This is a genomic window from Pseudomonas sp. S8 (assembly GCF_050473925.1).
Lineage (GTDB): Bacteria > Pseudomonadota > Gammaproteobacteria > Pseudomonadales > Pseudomonadaceae > Aquipseudomonas > Aquipseudomonas parakoreensis.
Genome location: NZ_JBFDVZ010000016.1, coordinates 1,645,339 through 1,662,665, shown reverse-complemented (window position 1 = coordinate 1,662,665; position 17,327 = coordinate 1,645,339). Strand labels below are relative to the sequence as shown.

Here is a 17,327-nt window from a genome sequence, read left to right as displayed (position 1 = left end):
TGTGTAGGTGGGAAGGTTCAGGGATACCCTTGTCGAGCATGCAATACGTTTAGGATTTCGATCCGCTCGGTCACCCGATAAACCACGACATAGTTGGGATGGACAACGATTTCCCGGGTGCCGGCGACCTTGCCGAAGCGATAAAGGTAGGGGTGAAGTGGGAGGGCGGAGGTAGCCGCTTCGATGGCGGCGTTCAGTTGACTGGCCGCAACGGCGTTACGGTCAGCGATGTAGTTCAGGGTTTGCCAGAGTTGAGTGCGAGCTTCAGGTCGCCAGTCAACCCGCACTGTTTTTGTTGAGTTTCGATTCGATGAGGGCGCGCATCTCGGCCATCACCTGCTCGTGGGGGATGTTGGGCCGCGGATCATCCATCGAGGCCTGTACCTGTGCCCTGAACCAGCGATCATAGCTGGCGGCCTGCTCTGGGGTTTCGAAGTCTGAAACGATAAGGGAAAGTTCGGCGCTCATAGTGACCTCCATGATCAATGTGAAGCAGTCTAAGGGGGATGTGGCTCGCTGTCGTCACTGGCAAGACGAAGTGCCAAGTATCCCCAAGCGCTGGCGGGAAAGATGTCAGACGTTTCCCTTGCCCATAAGGGAAAATCGACGCACGTTGTCATCGGATTCCTCCACAACACCGCCGTCTGTGTAGGAGCTGCCGCAGGCTGCGATCTTTTGATCTGGCTTGTGAAAACCAACGTCAAAAGATCGCAGCCTGCGGCAGCTCCTGCAGGTCGAGGTCAGAAGGCATAGGGGATGCTGACCTTGGCCCAGAGCATGTCGCCTTCCGGCCGGTTCTCCACGTCAAACTCCTTGGCCCAGCGAATCTCCGCGCTGGCGTACTTGAGAAAGGTGAAGTGCAGCGCCGGGCCAATCGCGAAGACCTTGCCGCGCACGCCGTCGTCCACATCCTGCCCGGCGAACTGCACGGTATGGCCGTACTGTTTGTCGTCGGTGGTCTGCTTGAGGTAGTAGCCGTTGATACCGAACATCACATCGTCGGTGATCTTGTAACTGGCCGAATAATCGAAGTGGAAAATCTGTCCGGACTTGTAGTCGGTGTCCTTGTTCTTTTCGTTGAAGCTGTAGGTGGTCTTGAGTGACACCTCGGTCTTGTCGGTCGGCAGCCAGGTGAACGAGAACAGCGGCTTGTAGGTGTAGAAATTGTTGCTGGTATTGGCCAGCCGATCGACGCTGTATTCACCGGTGGGCACCGTGATTTCCAGGGCGGCGCCGAGGGTCAGGTTCTTGCCCATGTCCCACAGGATGATCGGTGCAATCGTGGTGTCGCCCATGCCTTCGCGGGTATCGCTGAGACCGAATACCGACACTTCCTGCTTCAACCAGGGCTGGGCGATGTAGCCGGCCAGGCGTCCGCCGAACACGCGTACCGGGCTCAGGTAATCGATGCGCGGAATGACCGCCGTGGATTCGATGTCGACATTCGGCACCTTGCCCCCCAACGAACTGATGTTGAGCTTCGTCGACTTGTAATGGTTGTAGTAAAGGTTGAACGCGACCATGTTCTCCGGAAGGCTGTCGACTTCCAGCGGCAGCATGAAGAACCCGTCGGTGCCGGGGCCGATGTTGTCGACGCCGGCTTCGGTGGCCAGAGCCGACAGGGACGCGGTGCAACCGAGCAAAGTCAGTGCCAGACGCAAGGGGAAGGTGGCGCGGTTCGGGCTCATGGCTGTCCTCATTATTATTGTGGTGGGACGTGGCGCCGGTACGCGGAACGTCCGGCACCATAGAAATAAGCGCTAGAGGCCCGACGGGGCAGGGTATTGGCGGACAGTTAGGGGGACTTCTGCGGACAGTCGGCCAACCCTGTGCTAACTTCCTTCGACATAACCGGTTACAAAAATAACAATCAAGCGTGATCCGGAATGTCAGCCCCCATGAACGTAAAAGTCCAAGACCCCACTTTCGAATTGGCGCTGGTCTCGCCCTTTCTCCTGCAAACCCTCGCCGAAGTCGTGCACAACAAAGGCATCGACCCCGAAAGCCTGTGCCGCGGCCTGGGCTTCACCCTCGAAGATCTGCAGGATCCGGCGCAACGGATTTCCTATCGCCAGGCCGTAGCGATGATTCAACGGGCGCTCAAAGTGTTGCCCAATCAGGGTTTGGGGCTGTGGGTCGGCGCGCAGAATGTGTTGGGTACGCTGGGCTTGCTCGGGCATGTGCTGTCGCTGTGCAAGACCTTGCGCGATGCCTTTGCCCTCGGTATCCGCCACCAACACACCTCCGGCGGGATCGTGGTGTCCAGCGTCGATGTGGTGGGTGATCAGGTGCACCTCGACGCCGAGTGCCGCTTGCCGTTCGCCGACGTTCAGGTGTTTGCCGTCGAAGAGTTTTTCGCCAGCCTGCTGGTGTATGGCCGGGCCTTGGCCGGCAGTGAATTCAAGCCGATTGCCGTGGAGTTTGTGCATGCCGCACCGGATTACCTGAGCGAATACCACCGCTTGCTCGGGCCCGATGTGCGCTTCGGTTGTCTGCACAATCGTATGTTGATCGATGTTCAGTGGCTGGACGTCAACTTGCCCAATCATCATTCGCTGGCGCTGCGCCAAGCGGTTGCATTGCTGGAGCTGGAAGCGGCGCAGGTGCACCAGAAACTCGATTTGATTCAAGCCGTGGAGCGGGCGATTGCCCGGGACTTGAGCCGGGGCAGTCATATCGAAAAAATCGCCGGCGACCTGAACATGAGCAGCCGCACTTTGCGTCGGCGCCTCACCGAGCACGCACTGACCTTCGAAGCGCTGCTGGAACAGGTGCGGCAGGCGCGGACCCTGAGTCTGCTGGCGAATCCGGACATGCCGATTGAACGCATCACCGAAGAGGTCGGCTATAGCGACGTGCGCAGCTTCCGTCGGGCGTTCAAGCGCTGGACCGGGATGAGCCCGAGTGCGTGGCGTACCGAGAGCACGGCTACCATTTAGAAGATCAAAAGATCGCAGCCTTCGGCAGCTCCTACAGGGATCGGTGTAGGAGCTGCCGAAGGCTGCGATCTTTTGACTTTCATAGGCCCCACAAACCCTCCGGCTACAGGTAAACTCCCGCGCACTTTCCCAAGGAGTTCACATGAGTTACTACCAGCCGGGCATTCTCGCCACCCCCGTTCCTGCACAAGCGCGCCACCTGTTTTTCGCCCTGGCGTCGGTTGAAGCACTGCCGCAGGCGATCGACAACCTGCTGAGCCTGGTGGAGGGCAAGTCGGCGGTGGTCGGTTTCGGTGAATCCCTGACCAAGGCGCTGAACGTACAGATTGATGGTCTGCGCAGCTTCCCGGCCATAACCGGCGTCGGCGTGGAAAACCCCTCGACCCAGCACGCGCTGTGGGTCTGGCTGCACGGTGACGACCGTGGCGAACTGCTCAACCGCTGCAACGCCGTCGAGGCCGCACTGGCCCCGGCGCTGCGCCTGGTCGACAGGCAGGAAGCCTTCCGCCACAAGGACGGCCATGACCTGACCGGCTACGAAGACGGCACCGAAAACCCGCACGACGAAGCCGCCATCGCTGCAGCCTTGTTGGGCGAGGGCGCAGAAGGTCTGGTCGGCGGCAGCTTCGCCGCGATCCAGCAGTGGCAGCACGACCTCAAGGGTTTTCATCAATTGTCCGGCGAAGACAAGGACAACATCATGGGCCGTCGCCTGAGCGACAACGAAGAGATCGACGATGCGCCAGTCTCTGCCCACGTCAAACGCACCGCCCAGGAAAGCTTCGCCCCCGAAGCCTTCGTCGTGCGCCGTTCGATGCCATGGATTGAAGGTGACCGGGCCGGTCTGATGTTCCTCGCCTTCGGGTTCTCGCTGGACGCCTTCGAGGCGCAACTGCGGCGCATGAGCGGTCTGGAAGACGGTATCGCTGATGGTCTGTACCGCATCAGCCGACCGATTACCGGCGGCTATTACTGGTGCCCGCCCATCAAGGACGGCCACCTCGATCTGCGCGCGCTGCGCCTGGGCTGAGGTTTTGCAAGCACGGAGGGTTTGACCATGGACGTGGTGCGTTGGGGCATGATCGGCTGCGGCAGTGTCGCCGAGCGCAAGAGCGGGCCGGCCTTCTACAAGGCCCCGGGTTCGGCGCTGGTGGCGGTGATGGGCCGGCGCCTCGAAGCGGTGAGCGATTACGCCGCACGTCATGGCATCGCCCGGGTCTACACCGATGTTGACGCACTGATCAACAACCCCGAGGTGGACGCGGTGTACATCGCCACGCCACCCGATAGCCACCACGCCTACAGCATGAAAGTCGCCGCCGCCGGCAAGCATTGTTGCGTCGAGAAACCGATGGCGCTCAACGCCGGGCAAAGCCGCGAGATGCAGCAGGCGTTTGCCGACGCCGGTCTGCACCTGTTCGTTTCCTACTACCGCCGTTCGTTGCCGCGTTTTGCTCAAGTGCGGCAATGGCTGGCGCAGGGCCGCATCGGTGAGGTACGACACCTGAGCTGGACGCTGACCAAAGCCCCCTCGGCGGCCGATCTGGACGGCAGCGCCAATTGGCGAACCGACCCGAGCGTCGCCGGTGGCGGCTACTTTGCCGATCTGGCCAGCCATGGTTTTGACCTGTTCCAGTACCTGCTCGGCGACATCGTTGAAGTCGCCGGTTTCACCGCCCGGCAAGCCGGGTTGTATGCGGCGGAAGACGCGGTCAGTGCCAGTTGGCGCTTCGCCTCCGGAGCACTGGGCATGGGCTGTTGGAGTTTTGTCGCGGATCGGCGCGAGGACCGGGTGGAAATAATCGGCAGTCAGGGACGCATCGCGTTCTCCGTGTTTGACGAACATCCGGTGCAGCTGTTCGCCGATGAGCAGATCAGCCTGGAGATCGCGCATCACGAGCACATTCAGTGGCACCACGTGCTGGGCATGAATGCGCATATTCGGGGCGATTCGCAGCATCCGGCCGTCGCCGAGCAAGCCGTCAAGACCGACTGGGTGATGGACCAGATCCTTAAACGGCACTGAATTTTCTCTGTAAACAGAACCCCTGTGGTGAGGGGATTTATCCCCGATCGGCTGCGCAGCAGTCGTAAAACCATGCGCCTCGATCCGCCAGGTAGATTGCATCAGCCGGGTCAGGGCCGCTTCGCAACCCATCGGGGATAAATCCCCTCGCCACAAAAGTCCCGGTCAACCTGTGTCTAAGGTTATGCCCAAACAATATTTCTCAAGCTTGTCATAACGTCTCTAAGATCACGTCATAACTCGTTATAACAAGTGATCCCGTGATGACCGATAACGTACTGTCCCTGGCAAGTGTCCCGTTGCACACGCAATTGCGCGACGTGCTGCGCGCCCGCATTCTTGACGGCGAATATCCGCAAGACAGCCAAATGCCTTCCGAAAGCGAGCTCGGCGCGCTGTTCAAAGTCAGCCGCATCACCGTTCGTCAGGCACTGGGCGATCTGCAGAAAGAAGGGCTGATCTTCAAGATCCACGGTAAAGGCACGTTCGTCGCCAAGCCGAAAACCTTCCAGAACGTCAGCAGCCTGCAAGGCCTCGCCGAGTCCATGACCGGGCGCGGTTACGAGGTGATCAACCGCCTGCGCAGCTTCAAATTCATCCCTGCCGACAAACGCGTGGCCGAGCGCCTGCAGGTCGCGGAAGGCGAGACCGTGGCGCAGATCAAACGCGTCCGCCTGATCAACCGCGAACCGATCTCGCTGGAAATCACCTACCTGCCCAAAGCCATCGGCGAACGCCTGGAGAAGGCGGATCTGGTGACGCGCGACATCTTCCTGATTCTGGAAAACGACTGTGGCATTGCCCTCGGCCACGCGGATCTGGCGATCGACGCGGTACTGGCCGACAGCGATTTGACCCAGGCGCTGAACGTCGAAGCCGGCTCGCCCATCATGCGCATTGAGCGCCTGACCCACAACGCCGACGGCCAGCCGCTGGACTTCGAGCACCTTTACTACCGTGGCGATGCCTTCCAGTACCGCCTGCGGATCGACCGGCAAAAAGGGGAGCAGGCATGACGCGCAACACGTTGGAACAGGAGTACGACATCGTCGTGATCGGCGGCGGCACTGCCGGGCCGATGGCCGCGATCAAGGCCAAAGAAAAGAACCGTGATTTGCGCGTGTTGCTGGTGGACAAGGCCAACGTCAAACGCAGCGGTGCGATCAGCATGGGCATGGACGGCCTGAACAACGCGATCATCCCCGGGCATTCGACGCCGGAGCAGTACACCAAGGAAATCACCATCGCCAATGACGGCATCGTCAATCAGGCCGCGGTGTACGCGTACGCCACTCACAGCTTTGAAACCATCGAGCAACTGGATCGCTGGGGCGTGAAGTTCGAGAAGGACGAGACCGGCGATTACGCGGTGAAAAAAGTCCACCACATGGGCGCCTACGTGCTGCCGATGCCGGAAGGGCACGACATCAAAAAAGTCCTTTACCGCCAGTTGAAACGGGCGCGGGTGAGCATCACCAATCGCCTCGTTTGCACCCGTTTGCTGACCGACGAGGAGGGCGCAGTCAACGGGGTGATGGGCTTCGATTGCCGCACCGCCGACTTCCATGTGATCAAGGCCAAAGCGGTGATTCTCGCCTGTGGCGCGGCCGGTCGCTTGGGCTTGCCGTCCTCGGGTTACCTGATGGGTACCTACGAAAATCCGACCAATGCCGGCGACGGCTACGCGATGGCGTATCACGCCGGGGCCGAGCTGGCGAACCTGGAATGCTTCCAGATCAACCCGTTGATCAAGGACTACAACGGCCCGGCCTGCGCCTACGTCACCGGCCCGCTCGGCGGCTACACCGCCAACAACAAGGGCGAACGCTTCATCGAGTGCGACTACTGGAGCGGGCAGATGATGTGGGAGTTCCACCAAGAACTGGAAAGCGGCAACGGCCCGGTGTTTCTCAAACTCGATCACCTGGCCGAGGAAACCATCCAGAACATCGAAGAGATCCTGCACAGCAACGAACGCCCGAGTCGCGGCCAGTTTCACGCCAATCGCGGCACCGATTACCGCACGCAGATGGTCGAGATGCACATCTCCGAGATTGGTTTTTGCAGCGGCCATTCGGCGTCCGGGGTGTGGGTCAACGAGCGGGCCGAGACCTCGGTGAAAGGCTTGTACTCGGCGGGTGACATGGCCGCTGTGCCGCACAACTACATGCTCGGCGCGTTCACCTACGGCTGGTTTGCCGGGCACAACGCGGCGGATTTTGTCGCCGGGCGCGAGTTCTCGACGCTGGATGCCGCGCAGATCGAAACAGAGAAAGCCCGGGTCTACGCGCCGCTGGATCGTGAACACGGTCTGCCACCGGCGCAGGTCGAGTACAAGCTGCGACGCTTCGTCAACGACTACCTGCAACCGCCGAAAGTGACCAAAAAAATGCTGATCGGCTTGCAGCGCTTCAGCGACATCGAACGCGACCTTGAGCAGATGAAGGCCAACAACGCCCACGAATTGATGCGCGCCATGGAAACCAGCGTGATCCGCGACTGCGCCGAAATGGCCGCGCGCGCCTCACTGTTCCGCGCCGAGAGTCGCTGGGGCCTGTACCACTATCGCGTCGATCATCCGCAACGTAATGACAGTGAATGGTTCTGCCACTGTCACCTGAAAAAGGGCGAGGACGGCCGGATGACCAGTTTCAAGAAACCCGTCGAGCCTTACATCATCGCGCTCGATGCCGAAGACATGCAGGCTTACGACCGCTTGCGAGTGGGCGCTTTTGCCGCTTGATGCATCACCAGAGAGAGTCCGAACCATGGCCTATCAAGCCCAGGAAATCTTCTTCCGCTCCAACGCCCCGGTCACCGTGGACGAGGACAAATGCATCGCCGACAAGGGCTGCACCGTGTGCGTCGACGTCTGTCCGATGGACCTGCTGGCGATCAACCCGGCCACGCAAAAGGCTTACATGGCGTTCGATGAATGCTGGTACTGCATGCCCTGTGAAAAGGATTGCCCGACTGGCGCGGTGAAAGTCGAAATCCCCTATCTCCTGCGGTGACTGGGCGGACGCCATCGCTGGCAAGCCAGCTCCCACAGGGATTTGTAGTGAGACACGGACTTTGCAATCACAGAGAAATCTGTGGGAGCTGGCTTGCCAGCGATGAGGCCCGCCTGGACAACACAAAAGCCATCCGGCATACCCCGGACGCTGGAATAACCGAAACCCCTCGTTTCCCACCGCGCCCTGATCGCGGCGGAGACGAACATCCTATAAATGATTCGAGGGGAAACACACCATGTTGCGTGCAGCACTCGCCGGTCTGGTACTGGCCTCATTCACCCTGTCGGCCTCGGCCGAGACCATCCGCATTGCCATCGGTACTCAGGACACCACCATCAACTGCGCCGCTGGCGGGCTGTTGATTCGTGAACTCGGTCTGCTCGACAAATACCTGCCGCACGACGGCGCCTACAAAGACGCGAAATACGATGTGCAGTGGAAAAACTTCACCAGCGGTGCGCCGCTGACCAACGAGATGGTCGCCGGCAAACTCGATTTCGGCGCCATGGCCGATTTCCCCGGGGCGTTCAACGGGGTGGCGTTCGAAACCGCCGGCAAGCACAGCCTGTTCATCAGCGTCCTGTCGGGCAGCATCAAGGGCAGCGGCAACGGCATCGTGGTGCCGAGTGCCTCTGGGGTGCAGGCGCTGAGCGAACTCAAGGGCAAGACCATCTCCGTGCCATTCGCGTCGACCGCCCACGGTATGTTGCTGCGCGCGGTGGCGGAGCAGGGCTGGGATCCGCTCAAGGACGTGAACATCATCGCCCAGCCACCGGAAGTCGCCGGCTCCGCGTTGCAGGCCGGCAAGATCGACGCCCACGCCGACTTCGTGCCGTTCGCCGAACTGTTCCCCAGCCGTGGTTTCGCCCGCAAAATCTACGACGGCGCCCAGGCCAATGCGCCGACGTTCCACGGCGCGCTGGTCGATCAGGCTTACGCGAAAAAATACCCGGAAATCGTCGTCGCCTACCTGCGGGCGAGCATCGAGGCCAATCAGTTGCTGGCTGCTGAGCCTGAGAAGTACAGCGAGCTGATCGCCAAGGTCACCGGCGTCGATGCCGAGGTCAACTACCTGTTCCACGGCCCGCTGGGCGTGCAGACCCGCGATCTGAGCTGGAAGCCGGAATACCGCCAGGCGGTGGGCACGGCGATCGACACCCTGAAACTGTTGAAAAAGGCCGATCGCGGCCTCGACCTCAACACCTTCATTGACGATCAGTACATCCGCGCCGCCTTCAAGGCGTCGAACCTGGACTACACCGCGCAACTCGCCAACTACGCGCAGATTCCGTTGAAAGCCGTGGATGCGGCGACTGGCAAAGCCATCAAGGACTTTAGCCACGTCGCCGAAATCTGGGTGCGCGGCGAAGACAAAGTACGCCAGTACACCTCCGCCGAATCCGCTTTCACTGCGCTGGCCGCATTGAAACAGGAAGGCAAAAACATCCGCGCGGTGTATGCCCAGGCCAGTGACAGCGGGATCAAGTTGCTCGCCGATCAGGCGTGGTTTGCCAGTGATGCCAAGGGCCGCCTGAGTGCGTTCCTGCTCAAGGGCCAAGCGCAGCAATATGCGGCGGCGCAGGGCGGCAAGGTTTTCGACTTTACCGATGCCACAACCCAAGCCGTAGCCAGCCGCTAACCCGAAGAACACCGCGCCTCTCTGTAGGAGCTGCCGAAGGCTGCGATCTTTTGATCTTGCTTTTTAAAATCAAAGTCAAAAGATCGCAGCCTTCGGCAGCTCCTCCAGGGGATCTCGGTTGAGAGGAAGAATTGTGTACCGATCCTATTTACGCTGGGCTCCAAGGGCCGCCTCTTTGCTGCTCTGCCTGCTGTTCTGGCAACTCGCCGCCAGCCACCACTGGAATCTCGGTCTGGTCACTTTCGCCAACGTGCCAACCCCATTGGCGGTGATCGAAGCGGCGCTGGGCCTGGGCGATTCCGGCAAGCTGCTGCAGCACCTGAGCGCCAGCCTCAGCCGCGTGTTCTCCGGTTACCTCGCGGCACTTTTCATCGGCATCGCTCTGGGCCTGGCCATCGGTCGTTCGAAATGGGCCGAGGACCTGTTGCTGCCACCGCTGGAAGTGCTGCGCCCGATCCCGGCGGTGGCGTGGATTCCGTTGGCGATCCTGATGTTCCCGTCGTCGGAGCTGTCGATGGTGTTCATCACCTTCACTGGCGCGCTGTTCCCGATCCTGCTCAACACCGTGCACGGCGTCGAAGGCGTCGACCGGCGGTTGATCGCTTCGGCAAAAAGCCTCGGGGCAGGGCGCCGGGCGATCCTGCTTGAAGTGGTTTTGCCCGGCGCTGCACCGAGCATCATCACCGGCCTTGCGATCGGCATGGGCACCTCGTGGTTCTGCCTGGTGACGGCGGAGATGATCTCCGGCCAGTTCGGTATCGGCTACTACACCTGGGAGTCCTACACCATCCAGAACTACGCCGACATCGTCGTCGGCATGCTGCTGATCGGTGTGCTGGGCATGGGCAGCAGTCTGCTGATCAAGCGCCTGGGCGGGCTGTTCACGCCTTGGCACCGACCACGAGGAAAAGCCTGATGAGCGCGATGCAAACCCCGGAAGGGCGAATCGATATTCGCCAGTTGTCGATCGTGCTCGGCGAAGGCCAACACGCTTTTGAAGCCGTGCACGGTCTGGACTGCCAGATCGAACCGGGCCAGTTCGTGTGCATTCTCGGCCCGTCCGGTTGCGGCAAATCCACCTTGCTCGGTGCACTGGCCGGGCACCTGCACGCCCACTCTGGCGGCCTTAAAGTCGATGGCAGCGAGGTGTCCGGGCCGTCGCCGCAGCGCGGCATGGTGTTCCAGCATCACACGCTGTTTCCGTGGCGCACCGTGCGTGACAACGTCGCTTTTGGCCTGAAAATGCGCGGCATCGGCAAAACCGAGCGCCATCGCGCTGCCGATGAAATGCTCAAACTGGTGGGCCTCGACGGCTTCGCCGAGCGCTGGCCCGATCAGCTCTCCGGCGGTATGCAGCAACGGGTGGAAATCGCCCGGGTGCTGGTCAACCGTCCACGGCTGCTGCTGATGGATGAGCCGTTCGGCGCGCTGGATGCCTTGACCCGCCTGAACATGCAAGAGCTGCTGCTGGATATCTGGACACAGATTCGCACCACCGTGGTGTTTGTCACTCACGACATCGATGAGGCGCTGTTCCTCGCCGATCGACTGTTGGTGATGAGCGCACGTCCGGGGCGAATCATCGAAGACCTGCGCCTGGACTTCCCGCGTCCGCGTACCTCTGAGCTGGTCACCAGCACCGAATTCTCCTGCCTCAAGCGCCATTGTCTCGACCTGCTGCGCCACGACAACGACCGACCGCTGCCGCGCCTCAATCCGCTCGGCCTGCCGCCCGAACACCCCTTGCCGCGATTTGCCTTATGACCTCATTTTTTGCTGTGACCGATAACGACAACATCCTCGCCCTGCAACCGCGTTTGACCGCTGACGATGCCGGTGTGCGGCGCATTGCCCTGATCGAGCTGGCAGATCTGGAAGAACCGGACGGCCTGCTGTGGCTGGTCGAAAGGCTGACCGATGATCCGGCTGAAGACGTCCGCGCCGAAGCCGCGCGGCTGCTGGAAGCGTGGGAAGACGAACCGGTGGTGGCTGCGCTGTGCCAGGCGCTGACCGATCCGTCTGCGGCAGTGCAGGCAGCCGCCGCGCAAAGTCTGAGCCTGCTCAAGAGCGAGGCGGCAGGCCGGGTGATTCTGCCGTGGACCGAGCATGCCGAGGTCAGTGTGCGGATCGCCGCGTTCCGTGCCTTGCGCGAACTGCGTTTCGCCGCTGCGGCGCCTGCTGCTGTCGCGGCACTTGATGATGCCGATGCCAACGTACGCCGCGAAGCTGTCGGCGTGCTCGGCTGGCTAAAGCAGCTCGACGCACTGCCGGCATTGGCGCGACTGGCCAGTGCCGACCCGGACACCGAAGTGCGCCGCGCCGCCACCGGGGCTTTGGGATTGGCCTCCTGCGCCGAAGTTCTGCCGGCCCTGCGTCAGGCATTGCAGGACGCTGCCTGGCAAGTGCGCGAAGAAGCGGCGACAACCCTGGGCAAAGTCGGCCACAGCGACGCCGGCCCGGCATTGATCGCAGCCCTGAGCGATGACTATTGGCAAGTGCGCCTGCGCGCCACCCGCAGCCTCGGTCGCCTGCGTTTTGCGCCAGCGCTGGACGCCTTGATTGAGACCCTCGGCCATCGCATCAGCAACCTGCGCAAGGAAGCCGCGCTGGCCCTCGGTGAGTTGCATGATCGCGGCGCGGTGGCGGCGTTGCAGGCGGCGCAGGATGACGGTGATCCGGAAGTGCGCAAAGCGGTGCGGATTGCCTTGAGTCAGCTGCAATGAATCCGCTGTCGGTGAGCAACTCGCAAAGCGAACGGACACTGCGCCTGAGCTGGCCGGACGGCCGCGAGTCGCTGTTCAATCACGCCGAACTGCGCCGCCAGTGCCCGTGCTCGCAGTGCCGCGCGTTTCGCCTGAAAGGTGTGACTCCGCTGGTGGATGAGCGTGTTCGCCTGATTGAGATCAACCCGCAGGGCTACGGCGTGCAACTGGTGTTCAGCGACGGCCATCAACGCGGGATCTACCCGTGGGATTACCTGGCACAGCTCAGTTCTTGAGAACACTGCTTTCCCTGTGGGAGCTGGCTTGCCAGCGATGAGGCCGGCATATCAGGCATCTATGTGACTGACAGACCGCCATCGCTGGCAAGCCAGCTCCCACAGGGTTTTGTGCAATATCTGGATTACTGCGCAGCCGTCATGGCTGGCCGGCACCCGTGAAACACATCCAGCCCCGGCTGATACAGCGCGGTTTTCACCTCGAACAACCCCAGCACCGAATGGAACAGGTTGTCATGGCTCAGATCCGGCTGCCCGGTCTTGCCTTGCAGGCAATCGCGATCAATCCCCAGTTGCGCCAGCGTGTTGTTGCCAAACCACATCACCATCGGCACATGAGTCTGCGCCTCGGGCGCCAATGCATACGGCGCCGCATGCAGGTACAGGCCGTTTTCGCCCAGGGATTCGCCGTGGTCGGAGACGTACAGCATCGAGGTATCCAGGGTGTCCTGATTGCGCTTGAGCAACTCGATCACCTTGGCGAGGAAGTGGTCGGTGTAGAGGATGGTGTTGTCGTACACGTTGACCAGTTCATCGCGGCTGCAACTGCCCAACTGGTTGGTGTGGCAGATCGGGGTGAAGCGCTCCATGCTTTTCGGGTAGCGCTCGTAGTATTCCGGGCCGTGGCTGCCGTCGGCGTGCAGGACGATGATCGCGTGGCCCTTGAGGCTGTCGATGTAGCCTTGCAGGTCGGCCAGCAGCGCTTCGTCGAGGCAGTTGTTGCCATCGCAGAACGTTCCGGGCTGGTTCTTCGCGATGTCGCGGTGCGGCACACGCAGGCAGGTGCCCTTGCAGTCGCTGTTGTTGTCCAGCCACAGCACCTGCACGCCGGCCCGTTGCAGAATGTCGAGCAGGCCTTCGTAGGTTTTGCCTTTCTTGTCGCTGTAGTCCTCACGGGGGAACATCGAGAACATGCACGGCACCGACACCGCCGTGGACGTGCCGCAGGAATGCACTTGGGTGAAGTTGAGGATGTCCAGTTTGCTCAGCTCGGGATTGGTCTCGCGCGCATAGCCGTTCAGCGAGAAATGATCGGCGCGGGCGGTTTCGCCGACCACAAACACCATCAGCGACTTTTTCTCGCGGCTGGCGGCTTTGGTGCTCATCACCGCGTCTTCACCGATAGCCTGCACCACAAAGTGCTTTTTGATGCCCAGGCGTTGCTTGGTGTATTTGCTGATGGCGTAAATGTAGTTGGTCGGGTTGATGAAATGGGTGAGCTTGTCTTCTTCGCGGAAGATCGGCGCGTAGGTCGAATAGAACGCGCCTACCGATGCGCCGATCACCAGCACGCAAGCGGCAATCACCAGCAGCTTGTTGAGCACGCCGCGAAAGAACGGTCGATAACGCACCGGCCAGCGCCAGATCAACGCCGCCGGCAGCACGCCGAGCAGCAACACGTAGGCCAGCAGCTTGCCGTTGAACAGCGCCGCAGCCTCGGCCGGGTTGGTTTCGAACACATTCTGGATCATCACCGTGTCGATGGTGATCCCGTATTCGTTCATGAAATACGCCGCGCAGGCCGAGAGCAGAGCGACCACGGTCAGCGCCGGTTTCAGCGTCCAGCGAAACGAAACGAGGGTCAGCAGCAGGGTGATCGCCGCCCACAGGAACAGCCCGAACGAGGCGAAAAACGCCAGTTTGTGCGCGCCTTGCAAGGTGATCAGATTCCCCAGCGCCTTCCAGGTTGCCAGGTTGTACAGCGTCACCAGTGCCAGGGAAAACAGCAGCACCAGACGGGTGGAAGTGATGGACGGTAAACGCAGTCCTTTGCCCAAAGCCATTACAGACATTCCTCTAGCAGAATAGAAAACACGCGCGGTAACGCGCGTAACTGTAGAAGAACATTGGTAAAAATTTTGTAAACATCCTGTAACAACTACTCCGTTTCCCCGTAGGAGCTGCCGCAGGCTGCGATCTTTTGATCTTGCTTTCAGAATCAAAAGATCGCAGCCTGCGGCAGCTCCTACACAAGGCGGGGTGTCAGAAAGATTTGCTCACGCTTGCCACCACCGTCGCCGTGCACACATCCTTGAATCCCCAGTTGCTCAGGCACTGGCTTTGCGATAGATCGGTATCGATGTAGCTCAGGCCCAACACCACGCCGGCCAGGTTGTGCGTCAGCTTGACCTCCCATTCGCGGTAGCTGTCCTCGGTATGCCCGGACGCCGAGTACAGGTGTGGATCCTTGAAATCCATGTTGCCGTAACGCAGTTTCAACCCGGAATCGAACGGCAGCTCGGTTTCATAACCGACATAGGTGTAGAGCGAGCTCTGCTTGCTGTCGATCCCCGGTGCATCGCTGGAGTAATACGCCGCCAGCTTCACCCCGTAGACGCCGAGAATGCCGTACACCTCGCTCTGGTTGAACTGGCTTTCTTTGGGATAGGCGTACTTGATGTAGCCCAGGTCGAGGCTGACATCCTCGGTGGCCTGCCACAGCCAGCCGGCGTAGTAATCGACTTCCTGACGGGTTTTCAGGCCGCCGCCAAAATCGACGTTGGAGCTCCAGGCCCCCACGTACAAGCCGCTGCTGTGGGCCAGGGTCAGACCGGCCTGCACGGCCGGGTCATTCTGGGTTTGCGATATGCCGCGGGTGCGGTAGTCGCTGGCCAGGGTCAGGTCGACCAGCACGGCGAAGTCGTCGTCCAAGGGAATCGCCTGGCTGCTCAGGGGCAACAGACTCAAGGAACTCAGGGCGAGCAAGGGCAAGGCTTTCATGTGAAGTCCCGGTGTTGTGATTGTTTTAGGGGCTGGACGCAAAACCTGTAGGAGCTGCCGAAGGCTGCGATCTTTTGATCCTGATCGTAAAAAACAAGATCAAAAGATCGCAGCCTTCGGCAGCTCCTACACGGGGAACGAATTGTTATGGGGTGGCGGTGTAGACCTGACGCCCGCCAAACCAGGTTTGCAGGACCTGGGTGTCATGCAGGGCTTTTTCGTCGACGCTGAACACGTCGCGGTCGACCACGATGAAATCAGCCTGCTTGCCCGGTGTCAGCGAACCGATCTGCTGATCCAGGCCTATGGTCCGCGCCGCGTTGGCGGTATAGGCGTAAAACATGGTTTCGCGATCCAGACGCTCGTCGGCATTCAGCACGCCCATCGGCCCGACGCGGGTGATGGCCTGGGCCATGGCATTGAACGGGTTTGGTGACGACACCGGCCAGTCGCTGGCACCGGCAATCGTCGCGCCCTGTTTCAGCAGTGAGTGCGCCGGATACTGATAACGGAAGGCGAGGGCGCTGACGTAGGGCTTGATCATGTCGGTGGTGTAATCGTCGGCGCTGGCCCACAGCAGTTGCATCGAGGCGATCACGTTCAATGGCTTGAAGCGCGCGAACTCTTTCGGATTGACCATTTGCAGGTGGGTGATCGAATGGGTGATGCCGCTCTGCCGATCCTTGCGCGCGCGTTCGATGCCGTTCAGCGATTCACGCACCGCGCGGTCGCCAATGGCGTGGATGTGCACCAGCCAGCCGCGCTGGTCGATGGCGCTGACCAGCTCGCCGAAATGCTGCGGATCGATCAACAGTTCGCCCTGTTTGTGCGAATTGCGGTACGGATCGATCATCGCCGCGCTCTGCGCCGGGTACTCGATCACGCCGTCAGCGAAGATCTTGACCCCGGGCAGGGTCAGGTTGGGGATGCCCTGAAACTGTTGGCGCACTTTATCCAGCGTGTCGAGGTCGGCCGGCAGGCTTTTCGGGTTGGCGACCAGCAACGCTGCGACGTGCACGCTCATGTCGCCGCTTGCCGACAGCGCTTTGTAGGCCGGCAGCACGCCGACGGTTTTCTCGGTGGGTTTGAGCGCGAACACGGCCTCGCCCGGGGCGGCGTTGGCGGCGGGATCCATCCACGCGGTGATGCCGAGGCTGTTGTTGAAGCGCACCGCGGATTTGGCTGCGCTGAGCATATCGGCCGGGCTCGGCACCGGCATTTTGGCTGCGACCCGGTCCCAGCCGGCATCGACCAGAAAACCGTTGGGTTCACCGTTCGCCAGTGTGCCGATCGTGTCTTTTTCCGCAGCGGGCAGGGTTTTGAGCAATGCCGCGTCGATGCCGGCGCGCTTGAGCATCACGTTGTTGGCCCACGCGGTGTGGTGGTCACTGCCGGTGAACACCACCGGCACGTCGGCCCATTCGCCCTGGTTGAACGTCTTGCCCAGCGCTTCGGCCTGCGCCCAGTACGCCGAACTCATGCCGGCGATGCTCAGCACGTCGCCGTGTTTCGCCTTGCCGTCATCACGCCAGGCGCGCAGACGCTTTTGCAATTCATCGAGGGCGACGACTTCGTCCTCCATGTTGGCCGAGACCATTTCCAGACCGCCGAAAATCGCGTGGGAATGGCTGTCGATCAAGCCTGGCATCAGGGTCTTGCCGCCGAGGTCGATCACCTGCGTTCCGGGTTCGATCAGCGCCTTGATCTGCGCATTGGTGCCGACTTTCAGCACTTTGCCGTTCTCCACGGCCAGCGCCTGAACCTTTGGTTGTGCACGGTCGGCGGTGAAAATCTTGCCGTTGACCAGCACCAGATCGGTGGCGGCCATGGCTTCCATCGAGGCAAAACTTACAGCGCCAACCAACAGGCTCGGGATGAATCTTTTCATTGAAGATTTCCTTGTTATTGCGTCTGATGGCCAGATTAGTGGCTGACACTGGCCGACAGAACGCCTTCCTCACGAAAAACGTTTTTGCCTGAATGGAAA

The 17,327-nt window shown here is 60.9% G+C and carries 17 protein-coding genes; 11 read left to right on the top strand and 6 right to left on the bottom strand.

Annotated elements, in window-relative coordinates; all coding sequences use genetic code 11:
• Positions 1-17: 17 nt before the first annotated feature.
• From AB1J88_RS08695 to AB1J88_RS08685, 3 genes are all read right to left on the bottom strand, one after another.
• Positions 18-287 carry a type II toxin-antitoxin system RelE/ParE family toxin gene (locus AB1J88_RS08695; protein WP_084234091.1) on the bottom strand — a complete coding sequence of 90 codons (270 nt, stop codon included), beginning with the start codon at positions 285-287 and terminating at the stop codon, positions 18-20.
• Entirely contained in the window at positions 277-468 is a 192-nt protein-coding gene (gene relB / locus AB1J88_RS08690) for a type II toxin-antitoxin system RelB family antitoxin (protein ID WP_003225628.1), read from the bottom strand. Before relB ends, AB1J88_RS08695 begins: the two co-directional genes overlap by 11 nt.
• A gap of 272 nt (positions 469-740) precedes the next feature.
• A complete protein-coding gene (locus AB1J88_RS08685) occupies positions 741-1,688 on the bottom strand; it encodes a SphA family protein (RefSeq protein WP_145597067.1) in 948 nt (315 codons plus the stop codon).
• A gap of 210 nt (positions 1,689-1,898) precedes the next feature.
• On the opposite strand from AB1J88_RS08685, the gene AB1J88_RS08680 reads away from it, so the two are divergent.
• The 11 genes from AB1J88_RS08680 (at position 1,899) to AB1J88_RS08630 (ending at position 12,619) form a co-directional block, all read left to right on the top strand.
• Positions 1,899-2,939: an AraC family transcriptional regulator gene (locus AB1J88_RS08680; RefSeq protein ID WP_430290800.1), complete on the top strand. Its 1,041-nt coding sequence runs from the start codon at positions 1,899-1,901 to the stop codon at positions 2,937-2,939.
• Positions 2,940-3,081: 142 nt separating this feature from the next.
• Entirely contained in the window at positions 3,082-3,969 is an 888-nt protein-coding gene (locus AB1J88_RS08675; RefSeq protein WP_430290799.1) for a Dyp-type peroxidase, read from the top strand.
• Between the two features lie 27 nt (positions 3,970-3,996).
• A complete protein-coding gene (locus AB1J88_RS08670; RefSeq protein WP_430290797.1) occupies positions 3,997-4,965 on the top strand; it encodes a Gfo/Idh/MocA family protein in 969 nt (322 codons plus the stop codon).
• A 263-nt stretch (positions 4,966-5,228) separates the two neighbouring features.
• The gene (locus AB1J88_RS08665; protein ID WP_222014829.1) at positions 5,229-5,981 is read left to right on the top strand and encodes a GntR family transcriptional regulator; all 753 of its coding nucleotides are present in this window, start codon (positions 5,229-5,231) and stop codon (positions 5,979-5,981) included.
• Positions 5,978-7,708 (top strand): fumarate reductase/succinate dehydrogenase flavoprotein subunit, encoded by a 1,731-nt coding sequence (locus AB1J88_RS08660; protein WP_430290796.1) that lies wholly within the window; start codon positions 5,978-5,980, stop codon positions 7,706-7,708. The genes AB1J88_RS08665 and AB1J88_RS08660 overlap by 4 nt, the downstream gene beginning before the upstream one ends.
• 25 nt (positions 7,709-7,733) lie before the next feature.
• The gene (locus tag AB1J88_RS08655) at positions 7,734-7,979 is read left to right on the top strand and encodes a 4Fe-4S dicluster domain-containing protein (protein WP_041062341.1); all 246 of its coding nucleotides are present in this window, start codon (positions 7,734-7,736) and stop codon (positions 7,977-7,979) included.
• Positions 7,980-8,217: 238 nt separating this feature from the next.
• Complete coding sequence (locus AB1J88_RS08650; RefSeq protein WP_086790980.1) at positions 8,218-9,621, top strand: ABC transporter substrate-binding protein; 1,404 nt, start codon at positions 8,218-8,220, stop codon at positions 9,619-9,621.
• A gap of 133 nt (positions 9,622-9,754) precedes the next feature.
• Positions 9,755-10,537, top strand: coding sequence for an ABC transporter permease (locus AB1J88_RS08645; protein WP_430290795.1), 783 nt, complete (start codon positions 9,755-9,757; stop codon positions 10,535-10,537).
• On the top strand, positions 10,537-11,385 hold the full coding sequence (locus tag AB1J88_RS08640) for an ABC transporter ATP-binding protein (RefSeq protein ID WP_222014823.1): 849 nt from the start codon (positions 10,537-10,539) through the stop codon (positions 11,383-11,385). Before AB1J88_RS08645 ends, AB1J88_RS08640 begins: the two co-directional genes overlap by 1 nt.
• The gene (locus tag AB1J88_RS08635; RefSeq protein WP_430290794.1) at positions 11,382-12,344 is read left to right on the top strand and encodes a HEAT repeat domain-containing protein; all 963 of its coding nucleotides are present in this window, start codon (positions 11,382-11,384) and stop codon (positions 12,342-12,344) included. Before AB1J88_RS08640 ends, AB1J88_RS08635 begins: the two co-directional genes overlap by 4 nt.
• On the top strand, positions 12,341-12,619 hold the full coding sequence (locus AB1J88_RS08630) for a DUF971 domain-containing protein (RefSeq protein WP_086790984.1): 279 nt from the start codon (positions 12,341-12,343) through the stop codon (positions 12,617-12,619). Before AB1J88_RS08635 ends, AB1J88_RS08630 begins: the two co-directional genes overlap by 4 nt.
• A gap of 125 nt (positions 12,620-12,744) precedes the next feature.
• Here the strand turns inward: AB1J88_RS08630 and AB1J88_RS08625 are convergent, their stop codons facing one another.
• The 3 genes from AB1J88_RS08625 to AB1J88_RS08615 form a co-directional block, all read right to left on the bottom strand.
• Positions 12,745-14,403, bottom strand: a complete 1,659-nt coding sequence (locus AB1J88_RS08625; RefSeq protein ID WP_430290792.1) for a phosphoethanolamine transferase — start codon at positions 14,401-14,403, stop codon at positions 12,745-12,747.
• Between the two features lie 199 nt (positions 14,404-14,602).
• Positions 14,603-15,340 carry a TorF family putative porin gene (locus tag AB1J88_RS08620; RefSeq protein ID WP_430290791.1) on the bottom strand — a complete coding sequence of 246 codons (738 nt, stop codon included), beginning with the start codon at positions 15,338-15,340 and terminating at the stop codon, positions 14,603-14,605.
• A gap of 145 nt (positions 15,341-15,485) precedes the next feature.
• The gene (locus tag AB1J88_RS08615; RefSeq protein WP_430290790.1) at positions 15,486-17,228 is read right to left on the bottom strand and encodes an amidohydrolase; all 1,743 of its coding nucleotides are present in this window, start codon (positions 17,226-17,228) and stop codon (positions 15,486-15,488) included.
• Between the last annotated feature and the right edge of the window lie 99 nt (positions 17,229-17,327).